We start from the raw sequence: 19111 nt of genomic DNA, 5'->3' as shown, positions 1-19111 counted from the left end.
CCAAGTTCGTGGCTACACCATGGAGACATGATCACCCCGGCAGATTCCACCTAGCTTTTAAGATGATCAAACGTCAGGTGTTCGGCCGAGCCAACCTCCACCTCCTCCGCAAACGCCTCCTTCTCACCGACCTTGCCCGATGAGCTGTCGGTGGGCTGTCGTAGTGTCCGCTCCCATGACGACGCTGATGACATACGCAGGACCAGGTGAGCTCGACGCCCTGGTCACGCGCACGGGAGGAACACCGCTGGCCCCTCCAGGGGCCGCATGGCCCAGCTGTGCGACGTGCGGTGGGCCGATGCAATTCCTAGCCCAGATACTCCTGGATGACCTGAGCCGCCCGGTCGGCGAAGGCGGCGCACAGGCCGACCGTGTCATGGCGATTTTCATGTGCCAGAACGACCCCGGCATGTGCGACGAGTGGAGCCCGACGGCCGGCGGTAACCGCGCCCTGCTCTATCCCTCGGACACACTGCAGCCGATGGCCGCACCCGAGCCGGACATCGAGGAGGACGTTCTCCGCCTCGGGGCCGTCAACGCCGTGACCCTGGTGCCCTCGCCTTCCGTCGACTACTTCAGAGCACGAGAAGAATGGGCCAACCGCAGCGGAAACAGCATGCGGAATGTCCTGGGACAGCTCGGCGGACAGCCCGATTGGCTTCAAGGCGACGAGACACCCACATGCTCGACCTGCACCCAGCCCATGATGCTGGTCGCACAGCTCGAGGAGGGACCGGATCACGCCACGGCAATGAACTTCGGCGGCTGCGGCACAGCCTTCGCCTTCGCCTGCGGGCCCTGCGCCCAGGCCGCGTTCCTGTGGCAGTGCTGACCTGCACCGGGCTGACCAACCGCTTCACCGCCTGGCCGGCAACCGCTGAAGGTCGACCAGGCCGACGTCATCCAAGCGGGATACGCCTTGCAACCCGGGGGCCAGCATCCAGATGAGCTGCGATCCGCGCGATCGTCGTGGCGTTGTCCTCGAACAGATGCGTCTGCCCAGGTCGTCCGGCGAAGGTGGGGTGTCTGCCATCAGGTCGGGCAGGTCACGCCCCTCGGGCCAGACCGCCGCATAGGGCGCCTCCGGCCCGTTGAGTCGGCGAGGAAGACGCAGTAGGGCCGGCCGAAACCGGGGGCCGAAGCGGGTGGGAACTTCGGCGACCGACGCGGCGGCCGCCGGGACGACCTCGTCGGCGAAGACGCGAGGCTCGCCCCAGGGTCCCGAAAGCGACCGCATCCAGGGTCCTCACCGCCCGGAAACGGGCCTCATCTCGCCTGACCGGTAAGCAGCGCGGCCCTGGAACCAAGGATCTCGCACTGGCGGCCGGGAACGGAGCCGGGTCCCCCCATGCCGAGAGCCTGTCAGGGCTGGCCGCTCGCAAGGTGTGGAGGCCACCGCCGGTGCATGGCGGGCGTACGGCTTACGCGTTTTGCACCAGCAGTGCGAGTAGCGCGGCTGCGGCGCAGGTGGCGGCTCCCCACCAGGCGGTACGCGCTGCCTGCCGTGAGGCTCTGATCAGCCGCGGGGCGTCGGTGATGTGGCGGGCATACCGGCCGACCCACAAGGCGGGGGCACCGCAAGCCACGGCCCAGGCTCCGGCGAGCAGCATGGTGGCCCAGCCAAAGGCGTTGGCTGGGCGTGCGGTGAAGTAGGTTTCGCCGCCTGCCCATGTGACCGGAACGCTCTCCCCCATTTTGTGCTGAAGGCCGTCGCCGAGGTGGGCATCAGTGTCTGTGATGTTGCCGTTGTCGGATCGGAACGTGCCGTTGCACACGGCGTGAGTGCCACCTCGGCTTCCGTTCCAGACCTGGTCGCAAAAGAGCACGCGGAGATGCCCGTGAACTCCGCCCAGGCCCGAGGCGTACGCCAGTCCCCGGGCGCCGTATCCGATGAGAAGTGCGGCGATGAGCAGCAGGATGGCGCCGCCGAGCCGCGCCTTGGTGGGAGACAAGGGGCGATCGGTCCGAGGACTTGTCCGTGGCGGCATCACTGTTGGAGCGTCGCGCACGCGATCAGCACCATGAGCAGGCCCAACAAGCTGCCGATCGTGCCCAGAATACGTATGCCCAGCGCGGTGGCCGTCGGGGGCAGCACCGTTGGGGCGTCGAGGCGGCCGCGGGCCTGGTGGACCGCCTGGGCTCGCTCAAGATTACGTTGCGCTTTCTTCGTGGTGACGCCTCGTACGTTGGCGGCGTAGCAGAAGAAGCCCACGGTCATGGCGATGCCAAGGACGAGGAAGAACAGCCCGGAGAGCATCAGTGCCCCCTTCGCGCTGCGGAGTGCGTGGCAGAGAGGGATTGGATCATGTGCATGCCGCAAACCCTAGTCGACTGGCACGCGGGCCTGGTCGCGGCTTCCTGACGGGGCGTAGCACGCAGTCTGCTTCGACGGGAGGGTGCGGGTTCTAGGGGAGAGCTGCAACTCGCCTGGCCGCATACGCCGTTGCCCATCTCCGCGAGGTCACTGCGGGGCCGGCGATCGTGGAGTACCTGGAGCGCATCGACGCCACGCTCAAGCTCTTCGGCGGGCGGTTCATAGTGCACGGCGACGAGGTGGACGTCCTCGAAGGCAGTTGGCAGGGAGCGTTGATCGTCATAGCCTTCCCCGACCTGGGCCGGGCTCGCGCCTGGTACGCCTCGCCCGCCTACCAGGAGATCCTTCCGCTGCGCACCGGGAACTTGGTGGGCGACGCGGTGCTGGTCCAGGGCGTCTCTCCCGAGCACTGGACCGGCAACCAACGCTCACGCGCCGCGACGCTCGCGCTGGAGCGGATCGAGCAACTATCCACGATCGGGATGCGCTGGGCGTAGCCCGTTCTACCTCACCTTCGAAGGCACCTGGATTCGACCACCGGAGGCAGATGTACACGAGTTTCGTCAGCGACGAAGTTGGCAGCACGGTGAGGAAGCGATTGCGGCCGTGTACCCTTGCCGTGTTCGTGCTTGACCAGGAACTGAAGGATGGGAGGTGAGGTTGATGACCGCGCTCTTGGCCACCCTGCGCAGCGTCCGGGTCTCCCTCACGTCCCGGGCCGTGGCCTGAATCCATTGTCCTGCCCTCGCTGAGAGCGTGAGCTCGCGGGGCCACCACACGAACGCCTTCCGAAACGGATTCACGATCATCATGGGCAACATGTGGATCACGCGCGCCGAAACCAGCGCCGACATCCCCGGCATCCGCGACATCGACCTCGCCGCCTTCCCAACCCCCGCCGAGGCCGACCTCGTCGACAGCCTGCGCGCCGACCCGACCGCCTGGATCGAGGGCCTGTCCCTCGTCGCAGCGGATGAGACCGGTCACCTGGTGAGTCACGCGCTGTTGACCCGCTGCCACATCGACACCACGCCAGCTCTCTGCCTGGCACCGTGCGCCGTCCGACCGCAGCAGCAGCGCACCGGCGCCGGCACCGCAGTGATCCGTGCCGCCCTGGCCGCAGCACGATCCCTCGGGGAGCGCCACGTGGTCGTCCTCGGGCACCCGGCCTACTATCCCCGGTTCGGGTTCACCCGTGCCTCAACTTACGGCATCGGGCTGACCATCGACGTTCCCGATGACGCCCTGATGGCACTCAGCCTCGACGCCGACCATCCGCTCCCCCGTGGGACCGTCCACTACGCCGCTGCGTTCGGTATCTGACCTGACACGTGCCGCGCGGGCCGACCCCCGCGCGGCACCTGCCGGTCGCCGATCTCAGGGCCGCCTCGCCGTGGTGCTGCCCCTCCTCGTGAACATCGAACACGCCTCACGACGGTGCCTCCCAAACCCGCGTACAGCTGCCGTCACGACTCGAGAACAAAGCCACGGCAGGGCAGCGCGGGGGTGCGGCAACTCGAACGGATTTACATGAAACGTCACGGTCGTAACGTTTCCGGTCCCCTACGTGCCTCATGTGCCTGCATGACCGGAAAGCCGCCTCACCTGGGCTAATGGGCCACCAACACCAGGTACGAGGTGCGGCGTTGGAATGTCGACGAGGCTGAGGGTGCCGGAGCGATCCGGCGGGGGAACGCCCACAATCATGAGGAGGCCCAGCGTGCGGCGTCTGTCTCGTGTGGCGAATGCGGCGACATGGGCCAAGGATTCAGGTGGCCTGCGGCCAAGCGCGAAGCAGGAAGGCAACCTTGGCGGCCGTGCAGCCGGGGTCCCGCAGGAGGTTACGTAGGGCGATGGCGTCCTCGCGGGCAGGCTTGACCGGGATGCCGGATTCCTCCAGATACATCACGCCGGTGGCAGCGGCGACGGCGAGATTGGAGCGCTCCAGCCATCGGCAGCGGCCGAGGATGTGTACGCGGCGGCGCGGGCGTAGGGGCCGTCGTAGACGGGTTGCTCCAGCAGTTCGGCGTGGTGGCAGGCGACCGCGGCAACCGGGACCCCGTAGTCGTCGGGTGACGGCCGAACGCCGAATCGGCGAGAACCGCCGCACGCTCGGCCGCCGATGTGGGGCGCTGGGCGGGCTGCAAGGCAAAGTCGAGACTCAAGGCCAACTCCTCAGCGCCGGTGATCAAAGCGCCCATCTGGTCGCAAGGCACCGCTCCTCGGCGCGGGCGCCATGCTAGAAGCCGACGATCATGAAGACCGGATGCAGTCCAGCATCCAGACGGGCTGTCGGACCAGCGCTTATTGAAACGGTCAGTTACTGGCTGACTATGACGCAGCGGCAGCGGCGGCGCGAAGTCCGAGGGCGGGGCTGGACAAGACAGGGATGGCAGTCATGGTCTGATTCGCGGCGTCTGCCATGGATGCCTGGGCGAGGACGATGACGTCCGCGTCGTCGACGGCCTCGACGGCGGTGGCGATCGCGGTGAGATAGCCAGCCTGGTCACCGCCTTCGAATCGGTCCCAAGCGCCGTCGACCACTGTGGCCGTCACGGTGACCGATCGGCCGGACTGGGTGGCCTCTTCTTCTATGAGGGCCACTGTCGGGCTCACGGTGCTGGCCAGTGCGGCGATCACGACGATGTGCGTCGCGATTCGGTTTTCGCCGGGTGCCACGGTGGCGGCTGCTGCCGCCATCGGCCGGTCGATGCGCAACACGGGCACTCCCAACGCCGCGGCCCGAGTTTCCGCGACGCCCCCGATCGCCGAGCAGGTGCACAACACCGCTGCGGCCCCCTCGGCTACCGCCGAGGCAAGTGCGTGGTCGATGTCCCTCGCAACGGCGTTGGGCCCGTCGGTCCGGGCCCTGGTCAGCAGTTCCTCAGACACGATGTGCCGCAAGGACAAGCCGGGGTGCTTGCGGTCGCGGAGGGTGTCGAAGACCGGGATGTGGACGGACGAGGTGTGGAGCAGTGCCAGCATGCGCGCGATGCTAGCCGCCGCGGTCGGAGTTCCGTCGCCCGGAGGGTGTGCCGGAACACGATAGATGGCACCGCTCGGCACCGCTGTCCAGGAGTTCCCGGGCGACGGGCCACCATTGTTGGCACCGGCCAGACAGCTTTGTTGGCACCAGCGGCTGATGGAAAGCGGTTCTGGCACCACGGTCACCGCGCCGACCTGGAGCGACTGCTCATCGCGGAGGACTCGTCACTGTTGGTTCCAACATGCGTGGCCAGGTCCCAACTAGCGCCCCGGTCAGGCAACGTTGGCCCCGTTGACCAATGCATGCTGAACGCGCTGATCGAGTGGGAACCCGATCAGCGCGTCGCGGGCAACAGGGTTTCAGCTCAGGTGCCGGGCGAAGAACCCGACCGCGCTGTCGGCCTCGAACCTGGGCAGTTCCTTGTGCTTGCCCGAGTTCACATGCAACGACTTCTCCTTCGAGGCGAAGGCGTCGAACAGCGCGAGACCCTCCTCGCGCGAGATGTGCTCGTCGTCCCACTGCAAGTCGAACTCGATCGGGATAGTGATCTGCTTCGCCTTCTCGGCCAGGACATCGGGCCAATGCTGGCCGAAGACCGCGGCGGTGATCCTGGGTTCGATCGCCACGAACGGTACGCCGATCGCGGTGCCCATGTTGATGCCCCAGAAGCCGACCGGCCCGTCGGTGCCGATCTCCGGGAGCTCCTGGAGGGCGTCCAGGGTCGCCTGGTACTCGGGCACAGCGAGTTCCGCCAGGTGGTCGTTGTAGCGAACGACGATCGGGCCGACCGGCTCGCCTGTCGCCATCGCCTTCTGCATCACGGCGATTTCCTGCTCGTCGAGCGCCGTGCGCGGCCGGTCGCCGTGACCGGGCGCGTCGATGACGGCGACGTGGAAGCCGCAGCCAGCCACGAGGCGCTGGGCGCGGCCGGACATCGCCGGGTGCTTCTTGTGGTTGCCGCCGCCGTGGGCCATTAGGACCAGGGGCGCGCGATCGGCTGTGCTGGAGGCCGGCGACCAGAGGACGCCGGGGACCTCGCCGATGGTGAAGTCGCGCTCGACCATGCTGTTCGACGACGACTCGGCAGTGAACTGAAGAAAGTACATAGGTGTTGCCTTTCGGGAGTGCCTTGTTATCGAGGCGCTCCCGGCGAGACCTACGTCAGTCGCCGGCCGTGAGGGGAAGGGGGAGCACCCACGTCGATACTGTGTTCATGGGTCCCACCTCCTCGGGCGGTGTCACGGTCGACTGAAAGCTACCAGCCCTATGATCACCCCTCAACGCCCTTTCCCGGCCACGTGCTCAGGACGAACGGCTATGCGAAGTGGTCAGGAGGGCGAACGTTGCCGGATGCTGGTCGACACCCCGGCAACTCACCCCGCGGACGGCACCCGCTGTTCCGGCTCGCCGAGCCACACCTCATGCGCGCCATCCACCCGCACGGTCAGCCCGAACCGGTCCACACCTGGCTGCCCGGCCCCGTCCCACCACCGCCACGCCGCTTCGACCTCATCCCACAGGCGCCGCGCACCGGACTGGTACACCTCGCCCCGGTCGCCGTCAGCCGGCCAACGGACCGCTGCCCAGGATCGGTCGGTAAGGCTGATGAACCACACCAGCGCCTCGGTGTCGCTGCGCTGCACCGTGTGCACACACCCCGGCACGGCCAGACCCACGACGAAGGGCGCTGCCGTGAAGGAGACATCAGGAACCATCGACAGCGGCGACAGGCACGTCTCCGCGACCGTGGCATCGCCGGGAAAGCCTGCGGGCAGGTACTCTTCGAACTGCGGCCACACCACCCGCTGGGATCGCAGCTTCATGAACTCCACGCTGCCGGTGAACCGCCCCGACGCGCTGCCATCTTCGGCGACCACCAACCGCGCCAAGGCGTCCCGGTTCGTGAAGTCCGTGCCCCACGGGGCCAGGATGATCCCGCCGGGCCGGGTCTGCTCCAGCCACGCCGCCGGAATCGACCGCAGACCAACCGTCGCGATGACCCGGTCGTAGGGCGCGCCCTCACGCCAGCCCTGGAGCCCGTCACCGCAGATCACCCGCGGACGCCGTCCAGCCCGCTGCAGCATCTCCCGCGCGCGTGCAGTGACCTCGGGGTCCACCTCGATGCTGGTGACGTTCTCGTCGCCCAGCCGATGCGCCAACAGGGCCGCGTTGTAGCCCGTGCCAGTGCCGACCTCCAACACCCGCTGCCCGTCAGCGACATCGAGATCCCGCAGCATCCGGAACACCACCGACGGCATACTCGCGGAACTCGTCGGCACGCGGCCTGGCTCCAGGCCCTCATGGCGGCCGTCATCCCACTGCGTCACGACGGGCACATCCGAGTCCGCGACCAGCAGCCAGCCTTCCGGATCCGCGCTGCGATCGACCACCTCGTTGCATCGGGTGGCCATGTCGTGCGCCCACATGATGTCCGGCAGGAACCAGGCGCGGTCCACCGCCTCGAACGAGGGCATCCAGTCCGCGGTCAACGCGCCCATGTCCCGCAAGCGGCGGCCCAACTCGACACGAGGTGACCGCCGTACCTGCTCAAGCTGTTCTGTCACTTTCGGTGCTTCCCATCACCGTCAGGCGAGCCACCATCTGGAGATGGCGCCGGCGGGGTCCACGGCTGCCCTGGCAGGTTGTCGCCGCCATTACCGCCATTCCCACCGTCTCCGTCGCCAGCGCGCAGCATCGGTTCCACCGTGCGGCACCCCCTCAAGTCGACTGTCCGGACGCCCAGTCAACTCCCGCGGGCCTGCTGGCGGGTAGGGCGCAAACCGCCAATACGCCCGAACGAGTACGCACCTGTCACGCGGCCCGGCTCGGCTCCAACCCCGCGATGTTCGGCAGCGTCACCGACGCCTCCGCCAACTTGAAGGCGCTGGTCAAAGAGCTGGCGTGTTGGCCTGCCAGCGTACTCGCGCCGGTCGTGGGCGGCAGCCTGCGGAGTAGGCCATCTGACGGAGCGGCCGGTTCGACGGTTCCTGCTCGCTGTGCCCGGGCGGTCTTCTACGGTCCGGTGCATGCTGCATCCCAAGCTGCTGGAACGGATCACCGCTCGGCGCGCAGAACTGGACGAACTGGACTGGGCCGGGATGACCGCGCAAGGGGCTCGTATGGCGTGCGCAAGACTCGTACCACCGGGCGGGTGCCAGCGCGATCCACCGATATGGCGGTGCGTCGATTGCACTGGTGGTCAGCGGGGTCGGTGGCAGGAGTCGTGACAGACGCCGACCCGAGCGTGGCCGCACTGGCAATGGAGATGGTCGAGGCCCGGATCGGTCAATCTGCCATCACTACGAAACGGTCAGGTCCTGCACCGGCTGCGTGCACATGACCGGGCCCGGCACCCATGCTGAGCCGAAGCACCGTAATTGTCACCAGCTAAGAGGGATGAGCTGGCGTTCGGACCGGTCGAAGCAGTCTGATTGTCACCAACAAGGTATTCGACTTGTTACATACGCTCATGTGAACGGAGTGCGCAAGGACGGATCTAGGACGGAACTAGGACGGCAGCTCTTAGCCTCGATCTTGCACATCGGCCCCGCAATGAGCCGTCATGCACTAAAGCGCGTCACGGGGGCTCGCACGCCTCTCGGCGGCGCTGCTTGAACGGGAGACAACTCACCAAGCACACACCGTCAGGGGGACCATGTGAATCTCGCCCGAAAGCTGGCACCCGGAGCCACCGCGGCCGGCCTCACCACCGCTGGCGTCGTCACTGCAACCTCGGCCAGCGCCACGAGGGAGAGGTCCGTGAGGGCACCACGCAGCATACTGCGCGCGTTCGCAGTCATCAGTCTGCTGTTCACCGGGACGGTGATCGCAGTTGCGCCGGCTTCGGCGACACCACAGGCTCCAATCGTCACCGACGTCTCCGTCAAGGTGACAGCCGCGAGGGGCTCGGTACTACCCTGCGCGCAGCAGATTAAGGCGCAGGCGCCAAAGTCCTGGTCGCCCAACGCTGTCGCCAAGGCAGTCGCAACACTTTGCGACTTCAAAGTCAGCCACGCCGAAACAACTAGACCGTCAACGATGCACCCGCTCTCGACGGGGCCTGGCAGTTTCTGCACAAAAGCAGACGACGGCATTCCCACCATCGCAGACGTGAGAATCAGTTGGTGCTTTAGCGTGCACGCCGGCACTCCAGGATGGGCGCAGCCAACTAGCCTGCATTGCAGCCAGTCTGCGACCGGATTCTCGATCGATCTGAAAGGCCCGTGCCAATGGTATGGGCAGAACCCGGCTTATGGGAATGGAAACCAAGCGTTCGGCGCAACCGAGAACTTCACTAGTAGCGCCAAAATCTTTGGGATTGGGTTCAGCGCTGATCACTATCTGAACGTAGCGACACACTGGGACGGCAGGAGTTGCCTGAGTAACGACGAAGATACCGCCGGTAAGTGTTGGTTCTAGCCTCTTGTGGCCCCCATCGCGAGATGGGGGCCACTTTGGCGGATCTAGAGCTCTGCTCAGAAGAGTTCAGCGCGAAGCAGGAAATTGAGGAGTCCGATGGCGGCGTCAAGGGTCTCGGCGAGCTTCTCAAATTGGGGCATGGAAGCGCCCGCCCTCCTCGGAGAGGATCCGCCAACACTTGAAGCGGGCCACCGTGTGCTCGACGTCCGCCGGAAGCCGCCCGGTCTGCCCGTAGCCCAACGGGATCTGCACATCGGGGAATCACGGGTCACACTGAGGCATTTCCAACTTCAGCTTGAGGTTGCTATGTGGAGGGCGAGGACGGCCTTGACCGGGTCGGTGATGCGGGTGGCGCTGCAGCGGAGCTTGCGCAGGAGGCGCCAGGACTTCAGGGTGGCCATTGCCTGTTCGCAGACCGCACGGATCCTGGCGGGCGAGACCTTGACGGCCTTCTGGCCTTCGGAGAGCGTCTCCCAGCGGCCGCGGTAGGGGCGCGCACGGTGCTGCGGGCGCCCTGATTCCCCCTTATCGGCCCAGCAGCGCACGCCGGCCTCGGTCAGCGCCGCCATCACGCCGCGGGTGCGGGCGGATTTGACGTGGTGTACCGCGCCGGGCAAAGCGGCGGAAGTCCACAGCAGCCTCCCGAATGGATCGGCGAGGACTTGAACGTTCGTGCCGTGCCTCTTGTGCTTATCCGCCGGCTCCCTAACCTCCCTAGACATGTAAGGGGTTTAGGTGAACGGCACCCGTGCTCAAGCGCCGCGCAGACGGCACCTCGATTGTCCTGTGGCAGCGCATCTGTCCGATAGCGAGCCGTTGACTTGCTGGGATGCCAGGTCGCTTGAGAAGGCGGAGGCCCGGGGTTCTCGAGCGACCTGGCATTCGCGGAAGTCGCTACCGTCCACGGAGTGGAGGAGTGCGTGCCACCTGCGCGGTCTCGGCCCGCGGGCTCAGACGAGGGCGGCGGCCAGCAGGGCGAAAGCGGCGATGAGGTCGGCGACGCGGACGTAGTGGAAGCGGTCCCAGCGGTTCGCCTGCTCCTTCCAGTCGGCGGGCCGGTTCTCGGGGGTCCACGTCTTGCCCCGCTTGTTGATCGGGACGAGCAGCAGAAGCGACATGATCACGCTGAGGATGAGCAGTGCGCCGGCGATGACGACGAGGCCGGCGCCGTGGTGGTGCCATCCGGCGATGGCCCAGACCGCGGCGAGGACGAGCGAACCGATGTACCAGAACGGCATCACGGCGCCAAGCATCCGACCCCCGTGGGCGCGGCCGCTCAGGCAGCTGTCGTCCGGGAGGGCCTTGAGGATCCGGTTGATGACGAAGGCGACGGAGAACTCCACCCCCACCATCACTCCGACGACCACGATGGTGACGACCTTGAGTGCGTCGAGCATGATGACCCCTCCTGGGATCTAGCGCCGCTAGAAGTTGAACTAACGCTAGTACTGCTGCCGCTCGATTGTCTAGCGATGCTAGGATCGAACCATGTCGGTACAGGAACGCAAGGAACGCGAACGGGCGGCCCGCGAGCGTCTCATCGTGGCCACGGCCCGTGAACTCGCCGAGCAGCAGGGCTGGGACGCGGTCACCACCCGCTTGCTCGCCGAGCGCATCGAATACAGCCAGCCCGTCCTCTACAGCCACTTCCGCGGCAAGCGCGAAATCATCGGCGCCGTCGCCCTCCAGGGCGCCGCCGAGATGGCCGCGGCGGTGCGGGCCGCGGCCTTGGCCGCGGACGGCCCGCGTACCCGGGTCACCGGCCTCGCCCGCGCCTACCTCGACTTCGCCGAGCGCAATCCGGCGGTCTACGACGCCATGTTCCAGCTCGACGGCGGCCTGGCCTTCGCGGCCGAGGACACCCCGGAGCCGCTGAAGGACGCCTTCGCCGCCCTACTGGAAAGCCTCGGCGAGGTTGCCGGGGATGGCGTCCACCCGGGACTGTTCACCGAGGTGTTCTGGGCGGCCCTGCACGGGCTGGCCACCCTGACCCGGGCGGGACGGCTGCCGCCTGCGGAAGCCGAGCGGAGGGTGGAGCTGCTGGTGGACCGACTCGCCATGACCTGACACGCCGTCTGGGCGGAAGGACAACGGGGGCATTCCGCCCTGGCTGTCGGCCTACGGCATCGCCGCTCAAGAGCCACCGCACTGAGAATCGGCCAGCACGAACGAGACCGAGTGAGAATCCGACAGCTTCAATGCGACAGGACACATCCCGAGGCGGGCCTGCCGCCACCGGAACGAACCCGGTGACAACAAGCCCGCCTCTGTGACAGCTATCGTGCTTCGGCTCATTTCATGTGGTCGGGTCACTGAGCGCTTCAGTTGGCGAGCTTCGCCAACTGAAGCGCTCGGCGCGGGGCGTGTCCGTTACCGCCTTGGTCCTGCTGTGGCGTACAGCACGGTGCCGGTCGCCAGCAGGGCCCACCCGGTCGCGGTGGACACCATTGGGGCGGGAGAAATGATCACCCAGCCGCCCACCTCTCCCGCGATGCCGGGCGGAACCGGGACGAGGAGGCTGAACGCGAGCCAGCCGATCGGCAGGGTCCATGCGAACCGTGCCCCGCGCAGCACCGCCCCGAGCGCGGCCAGGCCGACCAGGCCCGCGCTGTCCCGAACGACGAGCACAGCCGGGGCGAGCTTGGCTGCCGCCGCCTGGACCGCCAGCAGCGCCGCACCAGCGACCGCGCCAGCCAGCAGCACGTGCGCCGCCCGCCGGGGCATCCACCGGATCGCGGCCGTCCGATCCAGCGCGGCATCCTGCCCGCCGAGCCCGACGGAAGCGGCCGCCACGTTCGCGGTGAGGACCAGGACCGCGATCCCCACGTCCACCGATCCTGGACCGTCGAGGGCCCACACCGCCAGCTCGACGAGCGCGACCGCGGCGGCCGAGCTGGGCACCTGCCGTGAACAGGCGTACAGAATCAGCCATCTCATGGCGATGTCTCCCCCGTCAGCGCCGCGAGCTCGTCCTTGCAGGAGAGCGCGGCGGCATGCGTCTGGGCGATCCGCGAGCGCTGCTCGACCGGCGGCAGGGCCGTCAGCTTCTCCCAGGCGGCTTTGGCGTTCGCCCATGCACCCTGCGAGTACGCGTAGGTGTCCGGCACCTGCAGCGGTTCGAACTGGCGATTGCCGAGGGCCCAGCTCGCGGCGATGCTCTGTGCGGGGATGTCGACCTGCCCTCCGTCCTCCCAGGGGGTGCGCGGTGCGCAGTTCGGTGCCAGGCCCTGGGCGACCAGGAGGCGGGTCAGTTCCGCCCCCGCTGCATGGGCGATCAGCGGGTCGCCGAAGTCGATCAGCACCACGTTGCCAGTGAGTTCGCGTGGGTGGCCGAGCGCGCGCAGCTCGGTGTCCTCCCGCGCGGAGTTCGGCGCCTTGTCACCGAGGGCGTCGTGCAGCACGCGCAGCGCCTCCTTGCCGCTCGGCGCGAGCTCGGGCAGGCGTGAGCGGTTCGCCTGCGTCACGCACACCGGTCCGTCGCAGACCAGGGTGGCGGCGGCCTTGTCGACGAAGTAGGTGCCGCGCGCAGGGGCCGGCAGGATCAGCAGGGCCAAGGCCGCGCCGGTCAGGGTGGACCTATCCGCGCCGAGGCCCGGGCCGCCCGACCAAGCCCGAGGCACTGCGCGTCCTATTGCTGCGCCTGGCCCGCGAGAACGACACCTGGGAGGATCGCAGGATTCACGGCGAACTGCGCATCCTGGGCTGGAAGATCGCCGCCTCCACGGTCTGGGAGATCTTGAAGAAGTCCGGGGTTAACCCGGCGTCCCAGCGCGCGGACCGCTCCTGAACGCAGTTCCTCACCGCCCAGGCCCAAGGGATCCTCGCCGTTGACGTCTTCCACGTGGACACCGTATTTCTGAGACGCCTGTTCGTCCTGTTCTCCATCGAGCACGGCACCCGGCGGGTGCACATCGCCGACATCACCCGCAACGTCACCGCCGAATGGGCCACCCAGCAGGCTCGCAACCTGCTGATGGCCCTGGACGACACGCGCACAGCACGACAACGCCGCGGTCTTCACCGCGATCGGCGACCGCGTGGTGCCCATCCTGCCCGGCGTACCCAGAATGAACGCGGTCGCCGAGCGCTGGGTCGGATCCTGCAGACGCGAGGCCGCCGACCGCGTCCTGATCGCCGGCGAACGGCACCTGCGTCTCATCGTCGACGAGTATGCGGTCCATCACAACGAACACCGGCCGCACCGACCACTCGGACAACGCTGCCCCGACGGCGTAGGCACGCCCGAACCGCCCGCCGCCGATGCCCAATCGCGCGCCATCCGGTGCGACCGCCTCGGCGGCCTCATCCACGAACACGCGCAGATCGTGTAGGGCGACAGGCTTTTCGGCACGCACAGGGTGCTCCTGGGATCAGTCGGCGTCGCGGTGGTGGGCGGCGTCTGCCCACACCGATCACCGCTCCGGAGCAGATCGCCCGCCTCGACATGCGCACACGCGGCAGCCTCGGCGGCATCCTCCATGAGTACAAACGTGCCGCCTGACCTGCAGGGACGGCATTTTCGGCACGGGCAGCACGAACAGGCCGAACCGCATGGGGCCTGCCGCACGTGAAAGTAGACAAGCGCTGGTATTCACGAGATCTCCTCCCCTTTCCCCTCCCATCCGCAAGGAGTGAGCTGAGATGACCCAGCTACTCCCCACCGCCCCCCGCCGCGTCCGCGACGCTCGTCTCCGCTCCGTAGGCGGAGGCCCGCAGCGTCCCCGGTTCACTCCCGTCACGGATGCGTTGTGCTCGCGGGGCTGCCGCCGCCAGGCACTGCTCACCTTGCCAGCGCAGGAAGCACATGTCTCCGCCGCCCGTCACTTCACGGCGGACCTGCTGGAGAACTGGAGCATTCCGCAGGACGAGCGGGACTCCGCCGTCCTTATCGTCGACGAACTCGCCGCCAATGCCGCCCGTTACGGCCACGAGTACATGACGCTGCAACTGGTCCTCGACCACCACACGCTGCACATCGTTGTCGTCGACTCCGGAGCTGACGTAGACCGCCCCCGCCAGGACATCGCCCCGGACGAACACGGCCGCGGCAACGGTATCGTCGAGTTCCTCGCACAATCGACCGAGGTCCACCAAGCTCCGGACGGCCGCGAAGTCCACGCCTGCCTTCAGTGCTCGGCGTGACCGACCCCAGTGAGGCTTCGGTCACCACGTCAGCGCGTCGCTCACATGGCGACGCGCTGAGCACGTCATGACCTTGGATCCGGCGCGGTCGGCGACGGGGGCGGGCAGGACCACCGTCGCCCGAACCCGCCTCCCCCATCCCACGGGGCAGGTCGCGCCGCCCGGCGCGTGACCTGCCCCCGTCCGGCCATCCCGTGCCAGTCTTGACGGGAAGGGTCGGCGGCGGGCGATGTGTTGGGGCGACCGTTGGCCACGGTTACCTGCGGACCGTCGGCGGGGCAGCACTTCGGCACCGGATGCGCCATGGGTCTCATGAGTCAGCAACTCCTGCGCGGGGCCGGTACGCCACGCGCTGCACCGGCCCCGCGCAGGGCATCCAGAAAACCGTGACGCGGCTCCTCCATGCGCTGCCTCCGGGCTGTGGTCCTGGACGACCGGCGGTATCTGCGCGGCGTCGGGTTGCGGGTCGGCGGAACGCGCTGGTCGAGCCACGCGCGGACAGTGCTCTCGCCTTATCGGGCCCGCCGTCAGGGCCTTGTGGTCAACGTTCTGATCGCCGGGACGACCCCGCCGTGCGCCTGACCCTGCGTACTCATCATCAACGCGGGCGATCAGCCGAGTGTCGTCGTCGAGGCACAAGACGGGTGGTCCGCGGTCCAGCAGGCACGCCAAGCGCCCCTCTCGGGGTGATGGGCATCCACTTGCCCGGCACGAACAGCATCGAGCCCGCGCGAGCTGCCCAGACCTCCTGCGGTGCTCTTTGCTCGACACCTACGAGTACGACACCTACGACGAACAGGCCCTCCACACCCTCCCAGCCAGGAACGCGCCCCCGGAGGCGCAGACCAGGACCGGCCCCTGCACGCCCCGCCCCAGGGCCACACCGTCTTCAACCCCGCCCGCACCAGCCACGTCATCGGCGTCGTCACCCGCGAGCCCACCTCCGGACAAGCCACGCCCGGCGCAGCACGTGTCGCATCGCATCACGTGTCGCATCACCGGCCGAACGCCAGTCCGACGTACCGCCGCTGCTCACCCAGGGACTCTCCGACGCCAGCACCGCCACCGCGTCACACCTGGCCTGGGGCACCGTCAAAGGCCGCGTGAACCAGGTACTCGCCAGGCCGGAGCCACCGACCGCGTCGGATACGCGCACATCGCCTTTCCGCGCGGGCTCGGTGGCGACGGACGCTGATGCGGACTGTCGCTGCTGGCCATGAGGTGCCGATCGGGTCAAGGCTTCACGCCGGGATGGTGAGCATCTTCTGGCCGTTGCCGGCGTAGATCTCGAAGTGACTGATCGTTCCCGGGGACATGGGTACGGTTCCGGAAATCTTGGCCCCGCCCGGATACTTACCGGCCTGCCAAGTGGCGGCGGTCGCGGTGGCGCCCGTGACCCCGACCGCTTGCAGTCTGCATGTGATCCCGGGGGGCGCTCCCTGTGCCGAGACCTGCACGGCGCTGCCCCAGGCGGCGGGCGAGACCTTCACCGAGGCGGACAGGCCGGTGGTGGCGTCGGTTCCGGAGAAAGTGCGGACCGGGGCCGGTGACGTCGGTGCGGGCTGCGCCACCTGGCTGCTGGTGGTCGCGACGGTAGCCAGCCACGTACCGCCCGAAGCCACCGCAGCGATGAGCGTCGTGGCGGCTGCGACCCCGACCAGTTGCCTCCGCACGGCGGCACGGCGCCGGGACGCGGCCTGCTGGAGCAGCCGGTCGAGTCGGCTGCGCTCGGTTCGCCGCGGTACCCCCACCACGTGAGCGGATTCAGGCTCCGGCTGCGGGCGCCCGCTTGTGGCGGCCCGCCGTACAAGCCGGTCGGCCAGCTCCTCGCTGGGCGCGGGCCCGGTCTCGCCCGCGGCCTCAGCCTCGCTGACCGTCGCGAGTAGCGCGGGCAGCCCCGCCAGTTCGGCGTGCTCGGCCCGGCACTCGTCGCATTCCGCGAGGTGGGCTCGCACCTGTTCCGTCTCCGTCGGGGACAGCGTTCCCAGCACGTACCCGCCCAGGGAGAACCGGATGGCGTCAGGGTCGCCCTTCATGGTCCGCACCTCCTCAACGCCGCTGTCACGGCTCGATACCCCGTTCCTGCAGCGCCAGCCGCAGCGCCTTCAAGGCGTAGTACGTGCGCGACTTCACGGTGCCCACCGGAATGCCGAGCGCCGCTGCGGCCTCGACCATCGTCCGGCCTCTGTAGTACGTCTCCAGCAGCACGGCGCGGTGTTCCGGGGAGAGGGTCCGGATGGCCTCGGCTACAGCCCAGCTCTGCAGCGCTTGCTCGATCTCGTCTTCTCCGGGCGTCTGCTCCGCGACCCTTTCCAGCGCCTCCCCATCGGCCTCGGGCGGCCTGGCCTGGCGGGCCCGGTGGGCGTCGATGACCAGGTTCCGGGCGACCGTGCACAGCCACGCCCGGGCCGGTCCGCGCTCGGGGTCGAACGCCGCCGGGTGCTGCCAGGCTCGCAGCAGTGTCTCCTGCACGACATCCTCGGCCCATTGCCAGTCTCCTGAGGTCAGTCGCAGGACGAAGTGAAGCAGCGGCCCGGCGTGCTCTGCGTACAGCGTGCGGAGCAGGTCCTCGTCCGCGTGGGAAATGGTCCCCGCACTAGAGACACGGTTCCCAGAGCGATCCGGCTCACTCGATGGACCGCTTCTCCGAAGACTCCACGGCATAAGTCGATCATCGCATATCCGGTAAATCTCCGAAATCTCACAAAAGGTGCTTACACGCCGAACCGTACGCCCCCCGGCGCCCGTGGAACCCGACGAGCACCGATCCTCGGGAACCCCCTCCTCCCCCTAGCGCAAGGAGTGAACCGAGATGACCGAGATGGTTCCGCCGCCCCTCGGGGCCTCCTCCACCGCGCGGCCGATCACCCGACACGACCATGTTCTGCGGCTCTACGATGCGCTCCGCGAGCACAGCGGATTCACCGCCCACGTGCTGCCGGGCGCGCTCGTCATCACGCACAGCGGCTACGCCGTCGCAGCCGACGCCGCCCGCGTCCAGCTTCCGGCGCATGCCCCGTTCGCCGTGCTCCGCTACGCCATCGACCTGCTGCTCAGCCGACATCCCCACATCCGGGGCATCCGCGCACGGCAGCACGGCGGCCGCGTCGACCTGGAAGCCGTGCACGTCTTCGACCCCGGATTCCAGCGCGGAACACCGACCGGATGACCGACCCCCGCCCGGCCCCATCCGTGGGCTGATCAGTAGAGAGCACACACCCATGCACCTGAACTCCCTTCCATCACCCCGACGGTCCCTGACGGCAGCCGGCCTGGCCGTTGCCACCGCGGGCACGCTGGGGCTGCTCAGCGCCTGCGGCGCATCACCGCACTCCTCCTCCACTGGTTCCGGCAGCGCCTCAAGCCCCGCCCCCAGCACCCCGGCGATGCCCAGCATGAGCGCGCCCGCAAGCCCTCCGGCCGCAACGGCACCAGTCGCCGGGAGCGCGGTGACGATCCAGAACTTCGCGTTCGCACCGACCAGCCTGAAGGTCAAGACGGGTACGACGGTGACCTGGACCAACAAGGACAGCGACGCCCACACCGTGACCAGCTCCGGGTCGGGCGGGCCCTTGCATTCGGCACCGCTGACGACCGGCGCCACCTACCGATACACGTTCACCAAAGCCGGCACCTATGCCTACTTCTGCACCATCCATCCCTTCATGACCGCGACCGTGGTGGTGACCCCATGAACAAGTACCCGTACGCGCACGGCGAGGCGCCAGGCGCCGACCTCGGCAAGCCAGCTGACGGACACGGCATCACAAGGCATCGACTCGGAGGAGAACCCCACATGACTTCCAACGACGGACTCGGTTCCGTGATGCGCCCGGCCTTCGCGATACGCCTGGCCGTCGCCGCCACACTCGTCGGGAGCGGCTACATCCACGCCCAGCTCTACCTGGCTGGGTACCGATTCATCCACGTCGTCGGCGACCTGTTCTTGCTTCAGGCGTGCGCTGCCTTCGTGGTCGCCGCCCTGGTGCTGTTTACAGCACCGGTACTACTCAGGGCCGCGGCTGCCGGTGTCGCGCTCGGCGCTCTCGCCGGATTCACCGCCTCCCGGACGATCGGCGTGTTCGGCTTCACCGAACACGGCCTAACACCTGCACCCCAAGCACTGCTCAGCCTCCTGCTGGAGACCGGCACCTTGCTGATCCTCGCAGCCTGGCAGGCAGCCGCGCGGGCCCGTCGTCCCGTGGCTCCCAGCGTCCCGTAGATATCCCAACCTCCCGTAGATCCCAACG

At 68.0% G+C, this 19111-nt stretch carries 20 protein-coding genes and 2 pseudogenes; 9 read left to right on the top strand and 13 right to left on the bottom strand.

All coding sequences use genetic code 11. From position 1 onward, the window contains the following. The first annotated feature begins 175 nt into the window (after positions 1-175). Positions 176-832 carry a DUF1963 domain-containing protein gene (locus O5O46_RS16190; protein ID WP_269856112.1) on the top strand — a complete coding sequence of 219 codons (657 nt, stop codon included), beginning with the start codon at positions 176-178 and terminating at the stop codon, positions 830-832. Between the two features lie 589 nt (positions 833-1421). On the opposite strand, the gene O5O46_RS16185 is transcribed toward O5O46_RS16190, so the two are convergent. Next, the gene (locus tag O5O46_RS16185) at positions 1422-1952 is read right to left on the bottom strand and encodes a hypothetical protein (protein WP_269856111.1); all 531 of its coding nucleotides are present in this window, start codon (positions 1950-1952) and stop codon (positions 1422-1424) included. Positions 1953-1987: 35 nt separating this feature from the next. Then, a complete protein-coding gene (locus O5O46_RS16180; protein ID WP_269856110.1) occupies positions 1988-2257 on the bottom strand; it encodes a hypothetical protein in 270 nt (89 codons plus the stop codon). Between the two features lie 170 nt (positions 2258-2427). Between O5O46_RS16180 and O5O46_RS16175 the strand changes: the two genes are divergently transcribed. After that, entirely contained in the window at positions 2428-2811 is a 384-nt protein-coding gene (locus O5O46_RS16175) for a DUF1330 domain-containing protein (RefSeq protein ID WP_269856133.1), read from the top strand. A 313-nt stretch (positions 2812-3124) separates the two neighbouring features. After that, entirely contained in the window at positions 3125-3637 is a 513-nt protein-coding gene (locus tag O5O46_RS16170) for a GNAT family N-acetyltransferase (protein ID WP_269856109.1), read from the top strand. Positions 3638-4082: 445 nt separating this feature from the next. On the opposite strand, the pseudogene O5O46_RS16165 reads toward O5O46_RS16170, so the two are convergent. From O5O46_RS16165 to O5O46_RS16140, 6 genes and pseudogenes are all read right to left on the bottom strand, one after another. After that, positions 4083-4438 (bottom strand): annotated as a pseudogene (locus O5O46_RS16165) (fic family toxin-antitoxin system, toxin component). Between the two features lie 207 nt (positions 4439-4645). Next, on the bottom strand, positions 4646-5299 hold the full coding sequence (locus O5O46_RS16160) for an aspartate/glutamate racemase family protein (protein ID WP_269856108.1): 654 nt from the start codon (positions 5297-5299) through the stop codon (positions 4646-4648). Between the two features lie 360 nt (positions 5300-5659). Then, positions 5660-6406 (bottom strand): alpha/beta hydrolase, encoded by a 747-nt coding sequence (locus O5O46_RS16155; RefSeq protein ID WP_269856107.1) that lies wholly within the window; start codon positions 6404-6406, stop codon positions 5660-5662. Positions 6407-6673: 267 nt separating this feature from the next. Beyond that, entirely contained in the window at positions 6674-7864 is a 1191-nt protein-coding gene (locus O5O46_RS16150) for a methyltransferase domain-containing protein (RefSeq protein WP_443072543.1), read from the bottom strand. Between the two features lie 2145 nt (positions 7865-10009). Then, positions 10010-10411: pseudogene (locus O5O46_RS16145) on the bottom strand (transposase family protein); the annotation flags it as partial. Between the two features lie 258 nt (positions 10412-10669). Continuing rightward, complete coding sequence (locus O5O46_RS16140) at positions 10670-11116, bottom strand: DUF1772 domain-containing protein (RefSeq protein ID WP_269856106.1); 447 nt, start codon at positions 11114-11116, stop codon at positions 10670-10672. Positions 11117-11207: 91 nt separating this feature from the next. Here O5O46_RS16140 and O5O46_RS16135 point away from each other — a divergent pair, with 91 nt between their 5' ends. Then, a complete protein-coding gene (locus O5O46_RS16135) occupies positions 11208-11786 on the top strand; it encodes a TetR/AcrR family transcriptional regulator (protein WP_269856105.1) in 579 nt (192 codons plus the stop codon). A gap of 303 nt (positions 11787-12089) precedes the next feature. Here O5O46_RS16135 and O5O46_RS16130 read toward each other — a convergent pair whose 3' ends face one another. The 3 genes from O5O46_RS16130 to O5O46_RS16120 form a co-directional block, all read right to left on the bottom strand. Next, positions 12090-12656 (bottom strand): hypothetical protein, encoded by a 567-nt coding sequence (locus O5O46_RS16130; RefSeq protein ID WP_269856104.1) that lies wholly within the window; start codon positions 12654-12656, stop codon positions 12090-12092. Next, complete coding sequence (locus O5O46_RS16125) at positions 12653-13273, bottom strand: hypothetical protein (protein WP_269856103.1); 621 nt, start codon at positions 13271-13273, stop codon at positions 12653-12655. The genes O5O46_RS16130 and O5O46_RS16125 overlap by 4 nt, the downstream gene beginning before the upstream one ends. A 74-nt stretch (positions 13274-13347) precedes the next feature. Further along, positions 13348-13767, bottom strand: coding sequence for a hypothetical protein (locus tag O5O46_RS16120; RefSeq protein ID WP_269856102.1), 420 nt, complete (start codon positions 13765-13767; stop codon positions 13348-13350). Between the two features lie 19 nt (positions 13768-13786). Here O5O46_RS16120 and O5O46_RS16115 point away from each other — a divergent pair, with 19 nt between their 5' ends. Next, a complete protein-coding gene (locus O5O46_RS16115) occupies positions 13787-14050 on the top strand; it encodes an integrase core domain-containing protein (protein WP_269856101.1) in 264 nt (87 codons plus the stop codon). 310 nt (positions 14051-14360) lie between these two features. Then, complete coding sequence (locus O5O46_RS16110; protein ID WP_269856100.1) at positions 14361-14861, top strand: ATP-binding protein; 501 nt, start codon at positions 14361-14363, stop codon at positions 14859-14861. 1241 nt (positions 14862-16102) lie between these two features. On the opposite strand, the gene O5O46_RS16105 is transcribed toward O5O46_RS16110, so the two are convergent. Continuing rightward, entirely contained in the window at positions 16103-16897 is a 795-nt protein-coding gene (locus tag O5O46_RS16105) for an anti-sigma factor (protein WP_269856099.1), read from the bottom strand. A 25-nt stretch (positions 16898-16922) separates the two neighbouring features. After that, positions 16923-17525 carry a sigma-70 family RNA polymerase sigma factor gene (locus O5O46_RS16100; protein WP_269856098.1) on the bottom strand — a complete coding sequence of 201 codons (603 nt, stop codon included), beginning with the start codon at positions 17523-17525 and terminating at the stop codon, positions 16923-16925. A 148-nt stretch (positions 17526-17673) separates the two neighbouring features. Here O5O46_RS16100 and O5O46_RS16095 point away from each other — a divergent pair, with 148 nt between their 5' ends. The 3 genes from O5O46_RS16095 (at position 17674) to O5O46_RS16085 (ending at position 19083) form a co-directional block, all read left to right on the top strand. After that, positions 17674-18030: a hypothetical protein gene (locus tag O5O46_RS16095; RefSeq protein WP_269856097.1), complete on the top strand. Its 357-nt coding sequence runs from the start codon at positions 17674-17676 to the stop codon at positions 18028-18030. A gap of 280 nt (positions 18031-18310) precedes the next feature. After that, a complete protein-coding gene (locus O5O46_RS16090; RefSeq protein ID WP_269856096.1) occupies positions 18311-18556 on the top strand; it encodes a plastocyanin/azurin family copper-binding protein in 246 nt (81 codons plus the stop codon). A gap of 101 nt (positions 18557-18657) precedes the next feature. Beyond that, a complete protein-coding gene (locus tag O5O46_RS16085; protein WP_269856095.1) occupies positions 18658-19083 on the top strand; it encodes a hypothetical protein in 426 nt (141 codons plus the stop codon). The last annotated feature ends 28 nt before the right edge of the window (positions 19084-19111 follow it).

Source organism: Streptomyces sp. RPT161 (assembly GCF_027533845.1).
Classification (GTDB): domain Bacteria; phylum Actinomycetota; class Actinomycetes; order Streptomycetales; family Streptomycetaceae; genus Streptantibioticus_A; species Streptantibioticus_A silvisoli_A.
The sequence above is the reverse complement of the archived record's forward strand: the minus strand, read 5'-3'. Positions and strand labels throughout refer to the sequence as shown.